The sequence below is a fragment of the Mannheimia cairinae genome (assembly GCF_028649535.1).
In the GTDB taxonomy this organism is placed as follows: Bacteria; Pseudomonadota; Gammaproteobacteria; order Enterobacterales; family Pasteurellaceae; genus Mannheimia; species Mannheimia cairinae.
Genome location: NZ_JAQSJE010000001.1, coordinates 1 through 13082, shown reverse-complemented (window position 1 = coordinate 13082; position 13082 = coordinate 1). Strand labels below are relative to the sequence as shown.

Below are 13082 nucleotides of genomic sequence, written 5' to 3'. Positions count from 1 at the left end.
TATGAATTATTAGCTTACTTTTAGGTAATAAGCGGTTTTTATTATAATGTTAATGCATCTTCAACAAGTTGTTTTTGTTGTTTTAAGTGTAGCGATGGATAACCTACAGCAGGAGACGCAGAAGCCGGTCTGCCTGCATAAGTTAATTTCGCCCCTTCAGGAATCGAAGCTTCAAAATTATGCTTGCTACAATACCACGCACCTTGGTTAAGTGGCTCTTCTTGGCACCATACAAAATCTTGCACGTGAGCATAAGGTTCAAGAATTTGTTTTACTTCCTCAATCGGGAACGGGTAGAGTTGTTCAATACGAATAATTGCCACATCTGTTTGGTTGTTTTTACGACGTTGCTCTAATAAATCGTAATACACTTTGCCTGAACACATTACCACTCGTTTAACTTGTTTTGGGTTAATCTCATCAATTTCACCAATCGCATTTTGGAAAGTTCCGTTTAGCAATTCATCTAAAGAAGAAACTGCAAGAGGGTGACGTAATAGTGATTTTGGTGTAATAGCAACCAACGGACGACGCATTTTGCGAATCGCTTGGCGACGTAGCATATGGTAAACCTGAGCTGGGGTTGAAGGCACACAGACTTGAATATTTTGTTGAGCACAAAGCTGTAAATAGCGTTCAACACGGGCGGAAGAATGTTCAGGACCTTGTCCTTCATAGCCGTGAGGTAATAGCATTACTAAGCCACACATTCTGCCCCATTTTTGTTCGCCAGAACTAATAAATTGGTCGATAACAATTTGAGCACCGTTGGCAAAATCACCAAATTGGGCTTCCCAAATAGTGAGTGTTTTTGGATCTGTGGTTGCAAAGCCATATTCAAAGGCAAGAACTGCTTCTTCAGAAAGTACGGAATCCCAAACTTGGAAGCGACCTTGATTTGCGTGCAGATTAGTTAATGGCACGTACCCCGTACCGTCATTTTGGTTATGAATAACTGCGTGACGGTGGAAAAAAGTACCACGTCCGGCATCTTCACCAGATAAACGCACGTGAGTGCCTTCATCAAGCAAGGTGGCATAAGCCATTGTTTCCGCCATTCCCCAGTCTAATAATTTTTTACCTTCATACATTTCTCTACGGTCGGCATAAATTTTTTCAACACGAGAATGTGCTTTTAATGTATCAGGGTATTCGCAAACACGTTTTGCAAGGGTAGCAAAACGATCAGCTGGGAATTTGCTTTCATAAGGCTCAGTCCAATCATAGTTAAGATATTGTAACCAATCGACTGCAGCCATATTCATTTCACGCCACTCTTCAACCACTCGTTCGCCATTATCTAAAGCATCACGATAAAGGTTGAGCATTTCAATTTCGTCCTCATTTGTTAATACACCTTCAGCAATTAAGCGATCGGCATAAACTTTACGAGGAGTCGGGTGTTTTTTGATGATGCTATACATCATCGGCTGTGTTGCTAACGGCTCGTCAGCCTCATTATGACCGTGGCGACGATAAGAAATCAGATCAATAAAAATATCACGTTTGAATTTAGTACGATATTCCACTGCCATACGAGCGGCAAAGGCAACGGCTTCAGGATCGTCGCCATTTACGTGAATAATAGGTGCTTGGATCATCTTCGCAATATCGGTACAGAATTCAGTTGAACGAGTATCATTAGGGTTAGAGGTCGTAAAACCAATCTGGTTGTTGATAACGATACGGATTGTACCGCCGACTTTATAGCCTCGGGCATTTGCCATATTTAACGTTTCTTGTACCACACCTTGCCCAGCTACTGCGGAGTCGCCGTGTACAGTTACCGCTAACACTTTTTTACGTTCAGTATCACGCATACGCTCTTGTTTTGCTCGTACAGAACCGATTACAACAGGGCTTACAATTTCTAAATGCGATGGGTTAAATGCAAGGGTTAAGTGAACACGTTTATCATCAACGGCAAAATCAGATGAGAAGCCTTGGTGATATTTCACATCACCCGTACGGTTTTCATCTGCGTGCTTACCAGCAAATTCATCAAAGAGTTCAGCAGGCCGTTTACCAAATACGTTCACTAACATATTTAAACGACCACGGTGAGCCATACCTAATACCACATCAGACATATCTTGACGAGCTGCGTGGCGAATAATTTCTTTCATCATTGGAATAAAGGCATCGCTTCCTTCAAGTGAGAAACGTTTCGCACCTGGGAATTTAGCACCTAAATAACGCTCTAAACCATCTGCAGCCGTTAATTCTTTTAATAAATTTAATTTTTCTGCTTTGCTAAAGAGAGGTTTATTTATCACACTTTCAATTTTTTCTTGTAGCCAGTTGCGTTGCTCAATATCTTGAACGTGCATAAACTCTAAACCGATTGAACCTAAATAAGTCTCTTTCAAAGCCTCATTTAGCTCGCCAAGTTTCATCGTTTCTTTACCATAAACATAGCGGCCTACGGTAAAAGTTTCGTTAAGATCGGCATCGGTAAAACCGTGATATTTATAATCTAATTCAGGTACGTTAGAGGTTTTCCAACGATAATAATTAATAGGATCAAGTTTTGCTTCCAAGTAGCCACGAAAACGGTGTGCGTTAATCCATTGTAGTAAACGCACTTGCTTTGCACTGGCTTCAGGATCGATAACGGTAATAGATTGAGGTTGTTGTTCACGAGCAAGCTTTCTAAAGTAGTCACGAACTTGGGAATGAGGTTGTTCAACCTGAGGAGTTGTTGGTTTTGGAAATGAATCAAAAATAGCTTTCCAGCTTTCATCAACACTTGCTGGGTCTGCTAAATATTGCTCATAAATTTCTTCAACGTAAGACTGGTTTGAGCCACCAAATGGTGATGACGCAAGCCAATCGTCAAAATTGTTATATTGCATAAAGACCTGACCTATTTACTGGTTTTGAATTCGGAGGTAATTATACTCCATATTAAGCCAAGAAACTGTGAGCTAGGTCAGATTTTTACATAAATTTTGGTAAAACAAGCGATCATTTTTAGCAAAAAAATTACAATTTTTAAACAAATGAGATTTATCTTAATAACTGCACTTGCATTCACCTGGGCAAACATCGCCGTGTAAATTGTGATGATGGTTATGTTTATGTGAATAAAATGCAACATTTCGAGCAAATTGATCGCCAAAAAAATGAATAAAATGAGGATCGTTAGCAATCACTTCAGGTGTACCAGCACAACAAATATGCTTATTCACGCAAAGCACTTCATCTGTATTTGCCATCACTATATTTAAGTCATGTGAAACCATCAAAATAGCACATTTTAACCACGAACGAGTTTCATTTAGTAGTTGATAGAGTTCAGTTTGCCCTGTAATATCTACCCCTTGCATCGGCTCATCTAGCACTAATAGCTGAGGACGATTCAAAATAGCTCGAGCGAGCAAAACACGTTGTAGTTCCCCTCCAGACAGTTTTTGCATACTATTTTTAGCTAAGTGCGTAATTGAAAAAAGAGACAAGGCCTCATCAATCATCTTTTGATCTGTATTTGGCTTCAACGCTAAAAAATGGGTCACAGTGATTGGCATTGATGGGTCTAAATGCAATTTTTGTGGAACATAACCAATTTTCAACCCTTTTTGATGGGTAACCGTTCCACTATTTGGGGTAAGCAACTTCAACAATACTTTTAGCAAAGTGGATTTACCGCCGCCATTAGGCCCAACAATAGTAGTAATGGAATTAGGATAAATAGATAGATTAATATTTTGTAAGGCTTTTTGCCCGTTAAATGAAACATCGATATTTTCGAGAGAAATTAAAGGTATATTTTGTTGAATAAGTGTAAATTGAGTTGCTTTTTGACTGAATGTAAGTTGATTTATTTTCATTACTATAAAAATTTTATGGATATTAATTTAAAATTAGCTGATTTTTCCTATTATGACAATAGATTAAATGAATTTTTTCTTGATAAAATAGTCTATCGTTAGGTTATGTAAATTTAAGTAAATTATTGAATGAAAAATAGGCGAGATATATTTTGCAACACGTTATTTTAGCAAGAGATCGTAAAAGGCATAAAAAACATCTCAAAATAGCGGTATTTTTATTGGCAGTAGCTAGTTTACTGGTTGGAATTGTTCTGGCATTAAAGGAACAACCTTCAGTTAATAAATCCTTATCACGAGAAAATACCTTAATTTTAGATGAGCAACTAGGCACATACGAAGATGAAATTGAACTAGCGGGTACATCGGCAAATAAATCAGGACATCCTTCAGGATTTATTGGCTATATTACTGATCTAGTTACTGTATCTTCATTGTCAGTGGATAATAAAAATATTCTTGAAGACCAAACGGCAACATCTTATACCGATGAACTGCGAGACCAAGATGATGAAGTGGAAGAACCGATTGATACGGCAGAAGCTACCTTAGCCGAAGATCAGCTACCAGAAGATGCAGAAAAGTTACTTCAAGATATACTTGATGTTGCCGATCAAGCATTACGAATTCAGCATCAATTCAGTTACACCGTTGCCAGAGGCGATAAACTAAAAGATGTACTAGACCAATCAGGGTTAAGTGCTGCTGTTGCTCAACGATTAATAAAGCAATATCCGGCATTAGCACAACTTAAATCAGGGCAACAGTTTTACTGGGTGCTAGATAATGACGGTGAATTGGAATATATGAACTGGCTTGTATCAGAAAAAGAAGAGCGAGTTTATGAACGAAGAGAAAACGGTACTTTTGCTTTCCAAAAATTTGAGAAGAAAGGTGTATGGAAACTTGACGTTGTCAGAGGCACAATTAAAGGTAGTTTTGCGGCAAGCTTAAAAGCAGTAAATTTATCTGACCGACAAATTAACCAGCTAGCGGTAGGATTACAGTCACAAATTGCAACAAATAAACTAAAAAGAGGCGATAAATTTGCAATTTTAGTTAAGCGTGAATATGTTGATGGAAAAGTAACAGAACTGGGGAACGTAGAAGGTATTCACGTTATTAGCAATAAAAAAAGCTATTATGCTATTCAAGCGGATAACGGACGCTATTATAGTCGCCACGGGGAAACCTTAAGCGGTGGTTTTGCTCGACATCCACTACTATATGCAGCAAGAATAACATCTTCCTTTAACCCTCAACGAAGACACCCTATTACAGGGCGAATTAGCCCGCATAAAGGGGTAGATTATGGTGTTCCTATTGGTACGCCAATTATTGCACCAAGTGATGGGGTTGTTGAACACGTAGCCTACCAAGCAAGAGGTGCAGGACGTTATATTCGCTTAAAACACGGGCATATTACTACGGTATATATGCATTTAAGTAAATCTTTAGTTAAGCCAGGGCAGCGAGTTAAAAAAGGGGAGCGTATAGCCTTATCTGGCAATACTGGTGGATCAACAGGCCCACATTTGCATTATGAATTCCATATTAATGGGCGGCCTGTAAACCCAATTACGGTGAAATTACCTGGTTCAAATTCAGGTATGAGCAATAAAGAACGCCAAGCATTCTTGAAAAAAGCAAAGAGTGTTGAAGCAAGATTAAAAATGTAAGGATATTCAATGAGAAAAAATCTAATTAGTTTAGGTATTATGGCTTTATCGAGTGTTGCATTTGCATCAGATGCAGCACTAAAAAATAAGCTAGAGAAAATAGGGGCAACAGAGGTTCAAATTTCAGAATCGCCTTTATCTGGCTTTAAAATGGCAACGTCAAATGAGGGCGTTGTATATATTAGCCAAGATGGCCGCTATGTTATTCAAGGTAAAGTTTTTGAATTAAAAGGCGATAAGGTTATTGATATTACCAATCAAGGATTGTTAGCAGAGCTAAATTCTTATCGTAATGAAATGATTGTGTATCCTGCAAAAAATGAAAAACACGTAGTAACAGTGTTTATGGATATAACCTGCCATTATTGCCATTTATTGCATAAACAAATTAAAGAGTATAACGATTTAGGTATTACTGTTCGCTATCTAGCCTTCCCTCGTGGTGGAATGAATACTCAAACTGCAAAACAGATGGAAGCAATTTGGACATCAACAGATAAAGTAAATGCACTAAATGAAGCGGAAAAAGGGAATTTACCAACCCAATTAAAAACACCAAATATCGTAAAAAAACATTACCAACTTGGTATTAAATTTGGTGTAACAGGCACACCAAATATAGTAACCTCAGAAGGCGAACTCATTGCAGGCTACGTAGAACCCAAAGAGCTAGCTAAAATGTTAAATGAGTAATTCATTTACTTAAGCACAAGCGGTGTAATTTTACAAAAATTTTACAAATTTACACCGCTTGCATTATGTTCAAAATCTTATCTTCTACTATTTAAACTGCAACTGTTGTTCTAAATTTTCAATCGCTTTTAAACATTTAGTTTTCCGATATTCTGTTTCGGTAATACTGTTTTGTAGTACTTGTTTTAAGCCCTCTTGCTCGGCATTATAAAGCTGTTCTATAAGCCAACTGATTTTTTCATTTAATGCACGTAAAGCTTTGCGATATTCTTCTAAACGTTTAGCAGGCGATAAACGATGAATATTGGCTGGAAATTGAAATGAAGAATGAAATTGCACAGTTTTCTTTGTATTTTTTTGCTGTTTTTCCACCGCTTTATTTAAAGCATCGAACTGTTTTACCAGCTTTTCTGCATAAAATTCAGTGTATAACACCTCCTCTTGATGCACCAGTGCGTTAAGTGTTTGTTCTATTTCTGCTATGAAAAAGCGTACCAACCCACTTTTATGCGAAAAATAAGGGTTGTCAATCGTGACTACCTGTGTTGAAAATGGTTGCAATTTTGCTAGGTTTTGCTTTATTTGTGAGATAAATAGCTGTTTTTGCATAAGTAAGAAAGCAATATGAATAAAATGAGGCTATTTTATTTATTAATACTCTGATGATGCAAGTATCCACGCTTGCATCATAGCAATATAAGGGGGATGGAAGTGCGTTTAGGAGCTAGATTACCAGCTTCCGCCCGCACCACCGCCACCTGATGAACCACCGCCAAAACTGTCTCCGCTACCTCGGCTTCCGCCAAATCCGCCACCAAAGCCACCAGAGTTCCGACCAAAACCGCCGCCAAAGCCACCATTAAAACCGCCGTTTCGACGTTGGCTTTCTCTAAGCACTCTACCTAATTGATCCATTGATTCTGGGCTAATATAAGTACTGTTTCCACGTGGGCGGAAAATAAGGAAAATCACAACACCCGCAAAAAGAAAGAAGAGCAGTCCATCAATATCATCAAATTCTTCTTGCTGTTCGCCGTAGCTTGCATAAGGAGCATATTCCCCATTAATTGCAGCCATAATAGCTGATAAGCCTCGGGCAATACCTGCAGCATATTGTTCTTGTTTAAAGTATGGCGTAATCTCATTTCGAATAATAGTTGCGGCAATGGCATCAGGTAACACACCTTCTAGCCCTCGCCCAGTTGCAATAAAGAGTTTGCGATCATTTTTTGCAATTAAGAGTAAAACACCATTGTTTTCGTTGTTTTTAGTTCTGCCGATTCCCCATTTATTAAAGAGGGTATGAGCGTAAGTTGAAACGGCTTCACTCTCTGTGCTTGGCACGATAACCACAATAATTTGTGAACTGGTTTTTGTACGATTTGCAATTAATGCATCTTCCAATGTTCGCCATTCTTGCTGAGTTAGGGTGTTTTTAGTGTAATCAGTTATGTAATAAAACGGATTTGGCGCTTCAGGGTAAGTAACCGCAGCTACATTTAAGCTAAACAGTGCTAATATTACTAATAACAAGCGGTCAAAAAAGCGAGAAATTTTGCAAATTGGTTTTATCATTTCACCACTACCTCGTTTGAAAGCTCATTTTTATCATCAAAATAAGGAAAATGCAGAGCTAATGGAGTTTCAACTGTTTTAATGGCATCACAAATTGCTTTGGTGTAATCGCCATTTTGGCACGCTATGCACATTGCTGCATAAATTTTTTGCCAAAAATCATCGCCAACTTTTTGATGAATCCCTTCGTCACCAATAACCGCAACATAATGCGGTTTAAATGAAAGATAAATCAACACACCATTACGCTCAGCAGTTTCATACATTTTTAATTCATCAAAAAGTTGAGTAGCACGCAAAACAGCAGCATCTTCAACATTTTCTATTTTAGCTTTACGCTCAACAACAACACGCAATTCCGCTGAGGTTTGTGTTTCTAAATGTGCAATAGCTTGTTCGATAATATCAGTATCAACAGGTAATGTATTAGAAAGAAAAGAAAATAATCCCATTTGACCCTCTTAAAAATAAAGCAATAAGCACCGAATAGAAAAGGCTTATTGCTTTAAATATAGATAAATTAATCAGTAAAAATTAATTAAAGTTTACAACTGGTGCTTTATCTGAACCCGCATCAGCTTTAAATTGTGGTTTTGCTTTAAAACCCATAATCATTGCGGCGAGTTTGGTTGGGAATTCACGCACGAGTTTGTTGTATTCTTTCACTTTTTCATTAAAGTTATTACGCTCAACGTTGATGCGGTTTTCTGTTCCTTCTAATTGTGCTTGAAGGTTTAAGAATGCTTCGTGAGCTTTTAATTCCGGGTATCTTTCAACTGAAACTAATAAACGAGAAAGAGCAGAGTTTACACCTTTCTGAGCGTCTTGGAATTGTGCCATTTGCTCTTCGGTTGCGTTGCTTGGGTCAATCGTTACTGCGGTTGCTTTTGCACGAGCTTCAATAACAGACGTTAAAGTTTCTTGCTCAAAGTTGGCCTGACCTTTTACTGTATTAACTAAGTTTGGAATTAAGTCTGCACGGCGTTGGTATGCTGATTCAACATTCCCCCATACTGAGTTAATATCTTCTTCTGCACGCATTAAATCATTATATTTAGTTAATGAATAGCCACCAAGAGCAACAACGGCAATAACTAAAATCCAAAAAAACTTTTTCATTTTGAGTCCTATAAATTAAATGAAATTAAGAGATGAGTTTTCACATAATAACTGATGTGTTTTGTTTAATCAATGAGGAAGCATTTTTATGATAGATAATCTAAAGCCTCTTTATTAATGCTTTTTAAACATTGTATTACACTCTAATTTTGGCAAAAGCCACAAAAAGATCACTAAATGCATAAACCAAGCAATTAATGAGCTGACGAATAAATCTATAGGGTAGTGCATTCCTAAACGTAAGCGGCTAATAAGCATTAATGCAGCCCAAAGAGTTGCAAAAATTTGTAAAAAAATGGCCGCTTGCGTACGCACATTCATACAAAATCCTGCAAAAAGCAGTAACCAAGAAACCGCAAAAATCGTATGACCAGAAGGGAAAGAGAACCCCACCTCTTTTACGTGATGAGCGGTTAAAAAATGCTCTTTATCTTCAATCTTTTCAAATACCGCAGCCGAACGCTCTGAGCGAGATAATTGATAAAAGCTCTCTGTTTGTTGTGGAAACATTGCCGCAACAAAAGGCCTTGGCTCTTCAAATAAAGACTTTAATCCACTTTTAACAGCTTGAGTCGAAACCATTGAAATTACACACACCAAGATAACTAAAATTGGAGAGTAATGTTTTCTGACTACGGCTGCTAATATTAAAGAAAAAATAACGCAGGTAATTGCTGCATAAGGCACAGAACCAGTTTCTGTCAATAAAAAGAGAAAGTAATCTACACCTATTGCAGATGATGGTGTGTCAGATGCCCATTGCCAACTAATCATCCAAGTTGTAATAGGAATGAGTAGCATAATAAAAGTATAAAAAGAGAATTTTTTAACCATAATAGTATTGAGTAATAAAAAGTCATAATTCTAATAGATAAAATCTTATTTCAAAAGGAATTTATGTAAAGATTTGTAAATTTACGTAAATTTATGTAAAGGAAAAATGGAGTTGTGTGTAAAGTTCCGTGGAGTTGTGTAAATTCGTTCGTTTCCTTCTATCTTCTTTGGGATAATTATAATCGCTTGAAGTCTATACAGTTTTCTTCTGGAGTGAATATTAATAATTTTACTATTTAATAATTTTACTATAAAGTGGAGAGATTTGTTTAGACTTTTATGATTTATAAATAATATAAGGAACTTTTTTCGTATGAATAAAATTTATCGGGTTATATTTAACCATGCAACTCAAACTTGGACTGCTGTGACCGAGCTTGCAAAATCTCATGGCAGATCATCAAGTAGTGCGACCGTAGGTTCAATCAGTTCTACCTCTGCTACTAGTAACAAAGGGTTAAATCATTTTAAGAGAAGCTTATTAGCTTTAGCTGTTTTATTAGCCTCTACACAGCCAGTGTTTGCTTCTGTGGCTATAGGTGGAGAGGATGAAGATGGAAAACCTAATAGTGCTTTTGCTAAGAATAATCCTGAAATGCGACATATGCCATATGATTATGGTACACCGAATAATACACATCGAACAGAGAATGGTCATTATAATGATAGTATCGCATCTGGTATTGCGGTAGGTAACCGTGCGAATGCAGTTAGTGGAGATGGATTTTCATCTGGTATTGCGATTGGTGACTATTCAAAAGCAGTTGTACCAACTTATGGTGGGCTATCTGTGGCATTAGGCCATTATTCTACAGCTTCAGGTGTTGGTTCTGTTGTTGTAGGTACAGCAGGGTTAGCGAGTGGATTTAATTCATTAGCTATTTCTCGTCAAGCTGGTGCAACAGCTGATTTTGCAATGGCTATTGGTACAGCATCTTCTGCGAGTGCTAATCGCTCAACAGCTATTGGTCAATCAGCTCAAGCTACAGGTGTAGGGGCTATCGCTTTAGGTAGTGCAGAAATGCAACCTATAACTAATGAAAACCAGAGAGCACCTACTACGCAATTTAACACAACAACTAATACCCAAGCTAAGGGTAAAAATTCTATTGCAGTCGGTACAACAGCTCAATCTTCGGCAGAAGATGCAGTTGCAGTAGGTACTTTATCTCGTGGTGTTACTTCGGCTCTATTGCGGTTGGTAGAAAGTCTGTAGCAGGTGCAGCAGATATTACAGGTAATTGGGCAACAATCATCAACCCAGAAACTAATCGTAGATTTACTTCTAAGGAAGACTTACAGGCTTATTTTGATAAGATTTCTGCAAAAGGTTTCCGACGAAATCCAGCACAAGAAAACCTATATCGCACTTTCGTTGGTAAACAAAACAATATCGCTATCGGTGATGGTGCTGAGGCCATCGGTGGTCGTAACATCTCTATCGGTGAAAATGCTGGCAAATATGTAAATGACCAGTGGAATATTCATAATGTTAATATTGGTACTGAAGCAGGCCAAAGATCTAAAAAAGATCACTCGGTTGCCATTGGTTACCGAGCCGGCGCACTTACTGAAGCACAGCAAGCTAAGCAATCAGAAGTAAAAGATAGTGATCGTTATCCAAGCGTACTAATTGGTCAGGAAGCAGGTAAGGGTAATGTTAATTACGGTAATATTGCCATTGGTCGAAATGCGGCACAGAATAGCCAGACCGATTTAATTACCCAACAGAACATTGTTATTGGTAATGACTCGGGTAAAAATATCACTGGTGATGCCAGAAATGCACAATTTGGTCCTCATCATGGGCAAAATACCATCGTAGGCCCTGCGTCAGCAAATAATCTAAATGGTGATGCTAACCTTATCCTAGGTACAAAAACTGCAAACGATTTTGTTGGTGACAATAACGTTGTGTTAGGCCCGGTAGCAGCAGCGAATGCGACATCAGATCGTTCTGTTATCATTGGTGCGCAAGTTGCTAATAATAGCAATAATGACCGCAATGTATTGATTGGTAACTTTGTCAATGGCAATGGCTTTGATGGCAAAAAAATCAGCAATGCAGTTGGTATTGGTTCATCTGCTATGGCATCAGGTAATGAATCTATTGCGATTGGCCGTAAAGCAGCAGCAAAAAATGTTAATGCGATTGCGATTGGCACAGAAGCTCAAGCAACGGCAAAACAATCTATCGCTATCGGTACTGGCAACCTAGTAAATGCTGAAAACGCGGGTGCGATCGGTGACCCTTCTATCGTTTCCGGCACAGGCTCTTATACTTTGGGTAATGACAACGCTGTTGGCTCAAGTTCAGCCAATACTGGCGCGTTTGGTAACAACAACCAAATCGGTGCAACCGCAACTTACGATGATAATCGTAAATTACAGCTTGCTAATGGCTTAGCAGGCACTGTTGACGCGACCGGTTCTCGTGTGGTTGGTAACAATAATGCCATTACTTCTAAAGATACTTATGTATTGGGTAGCGGTATCAATACTGGTGAAGATGGTAAAACACCATTGGGCGAAACCGTTGCTAACTCAGTGTATCTGGGCAATGACAGCACCATCACTGCAGGTGAAGGCTCTGTTACAGCAGAGGGTAAAGGTACGCTATTTAACGCATTGAAAAACTCTGCAGCAGCAGGAGCTACCACTACTGGCGGTGCAACTGGCTCAGTAAGCAGTGCTACAGTAAATACCATCAGCTACAGTACTTTTGCTGGTGCAAGAGCTGTGGGTGCAGTTTCAGTCGGTGCCGCAGGTGCAGAGCGCCGTATCCAAAACGTTGCAGCCGGTGAGATTTCTGCAACTTCAACTGATGCCATTAACGGCTCTCAGCTATACCTTACCCAAGATCGTTTAGGTAATGTTGCTAACTCAGTTGTAAAAAACTTTGGCGGTGATGCTAAATTAGGCCAAGATGGAAACATTACATTTACTAATATTGGTAATACAGGTCAAGATAATATTCACGATGCTATTTCGGTAAGTAAAGTAACGCTGAAAGAAGGTGCTAATGTAACAATTGAATCTAAGGAGCTTACTAATAGTACAGGAGAAAAACTAGGAACTGAATATACAGTTACGGCTAAAGACACTTCAGCACATGTTAAAAGTGCTGATGAAAGTGTTATTTCTGTAACTCAAGCTACTGAAACTCGTCAAGACGGTACTAGAGAGATTACAGATTATACTATAGACCTAAGTCAGGAAATTAAAGATGAAATCGCTAAAGAAGAGTCAGTAGTATCAGGCGACAATAATATTGTTGTAACTCCTAAGACCGAACCAAACAATACTGGTGGTAAAGAGTTTGAGGTTACTCTTGCCAATGAAATCACTATTG

At 38.3% G+C, this 13082-nt stretch carries 10 protein-coding genes and 1 pseudogene; 4 read left to right on the top strand and 7 right to left on the bottom strand.

All coding sequences use genetic code 11. The annotated features are described in order from the left end of the window. Window positions 1-41: 41 nt before the first annotated feature. Both sucA and znuC read right to left on the bottom strand, forming a co-directional pair. Complete coding sequence (gene sucA / locus PTQ27_RS00055; RefSeq protein ID WP_273748644.1) at window positions 42-2855, bottom strand: 2-oxoglutarate dehydrogenase E1 component; 2814 nt, start codon at window positions 2853-2855, stop codon at window positions 42-44. 159 nt (window positions 2856-3014) lie between these two features. Then, window positions 3015-3830: a zinc ABC transporter ATP-binding protein ZnuC gene (gene znuC / locus PTQ27_RS00050; RefSeq protein ID WP_273748645.1), complete on the bottom strand. Its 816-nt coding sequence runs from the start codon at window positions 3828-3830 to the stop codon at window positions 3015-3017. A 152-nt stretch (window positions 3831-3982) separates the two neighbouring features. On the opposite strand from znuC, the gene mepM reads away from it, so the two are divergent. Together mepM and dsbC are read left to right on the top strand one after the other, a co-directional pair. Then, window positions 3983-5509, top strand: a complete 1527-nt coding sequence (mepM, locus tag PTQ27_RS00045) for a murein DD-endopeptidase MepM (RefSeq protein ID WP_434802809.1) — start codon at window positions 3983-3985, stop codon at window positions 5507-5509. A gap of 9 nt (window positions 5510-5518) precedes the next feature. Continuing rightward, complete coding sequence (gene dsbC / locus PTQ27_RS00040; RefSeq protein ID WP_273748646.1) at window positions 5519-6202, top strand: bifunctional protein-disulfide isomerase/oxidoreductase DsbC; 684 nt, start codon at window positions 5519-5521, stop codon at window positions 6200-6202. 87 nt (window positions 6203-6289) lie between these two features. Here the strand turns inward: dsbC and priC are convergent, their stop codons facing one another. The 5 genes from priC to PTQ27_RS00015 form a co-directional block, all read right to left on the bottom strand. Continuing rightward, on the bottom strand, window positions 6290-6811 hold the full coding sequence (gene priC / locus PTQ27_RS00035; protein WP_273748647.1) for a primosomal replication protein PriC: 522 nt from the start codon (window positions 6809-6811) through the stop codon (window positions 6290-6292). A gap of 120 nt (window positions 6812-6931) precedes the next feature. Further along, window positions 6932-7777 (bottom strand): TPM domain-containing protein, encoded by an 846-nt coding sequence (locus PTQ27_RS00030; RefSeq protein ID WP_273748648.1) that lies wholly within the window; start codon window positions 7775-7777, stop codon window positions 6932-6934. Then, a complete protein-coding gene (locus PTQ27_RS00025) occupies window positions 7774-8229 on the bottom strand; it encodes a TPM domain-containing protein (protein WP_273748649.1) in 456 nt (151 codons plus the stop codon). The genes PTQ27_RS00030 and PTQ27_RS00025 overlap by 4 nt, the downstream gene beginning before the upstream one ends. 82 nt (window positions 8230-8311) lie before the next feature. Further along, window positions 8312-8896, bottom strand: a complete 585-nt coding sequence (locus tag PTQ27_RS00020) for a LemA family protein (protein WP_273748650.1) — start codon at window positions 8894-8896, stop codon at window positions 8312-8314. A gap of 114 nt (window positions 8897-9010) precedes the next feature. Beyond that, entirely contained in the window at window positions 9011-9730 is a 720-nt protein-coding gene (locus PTQ27_RS00015) for a phosphatase PAP2 family protein (protein WP_273748651.1), read from the bottom strand. A gap of 313 nt (window positions 9731-10043) precedes the next feature. On the opposite strand from PTQ27_RS00015, the gene PTQ27_RS00010 reads away from it, so the two are divergent. Then, on the top strand, window positions 10044-10946 hold the full coding sequence (locus PTQ27_RS00010) for an ESPR-type extended signal peptide-containing protein (RefSeq protein WP_273748652.1): 903 nt from the start codon (window positions 10044-10046) through the stop codon (window positions 10944-10946). Between the two features lie 698 nt (window positions 10947-11644). Continuing rightward, window positions 11645-13082 (top strand): annotated as a pseudogene (locus tag PTQ27_RS00005) (hypothetical protein); the annotation flags it as partial.

What these genes read in the sequence shown, in the direction of transcription:
- PTQ27_RS00025 (WP_273748649.1), bottom strand. Translation starts at nt 8,229, where the DNA reads ATGGGATTATTTTCTTTTCTTTCTAATACATTACCTGTTGATACTGAT.
- PTQ27_RS00015 (WP_273748651.1), bottom strand. Translation starts at nt 9,730, where the DNA reads ATGGTTAAAAAATTCTCTTTTTATACTTTTATTATGCTACTCATTCCT.
- znuC (WP_273748645.1), bottom strand. Translation starts at nt 3,830, where the DNA reads ATGAAAATAAATCAACTTACATTCAGTCAAAAAGCAACTCAATTTACA.
- PTQ27_RS00030 (WP_273748648.1), bottom strand. Translation starts at nt 7,777, where the DNA reads ATGATAAAACCAATTTGCAAAATTTCTCGCTTTTTTGACCGCTTGTTA.
- dsbC (WP_273748646.1), top strand. Translation starts at nt 5,519, where the DNA reads ATGAGAAAAAATCTAATTAGTTTAGGTATTATGGCTTTATCGAGTGTT.
- PTQ27_RS00010 (WP_273748652.1), top strand. Translation starts at nt 10,044, where the DNA reads ATGAATAAAATTTATCGGGTTATATTTAACCATGCAACTCAAACTTGG.
- priC (WP_273748647.1), bottom strand. Translation starts at nt 6,811, where the DNA reads ATGCAAAAACAGCTATTTATCTCACAAATAAAGCAAAACCTAGCAAAA.
- sucA (WP_273748644.1), bottom strand. Translation starts at nt 2,855, where the DNA reads ATGCAATATAACAATTTTGACGATTGGCTTGCGTCATCACCATTTGGT.
- PTQ27_RS00020 (WP_273748650.1), bottom strand. Translation starts at nt 8,896, where the DNA reads ATGAAAAAGTTTTTTTGGATTTTAGTTATTGCCGTTGTTGCTCTTGGT.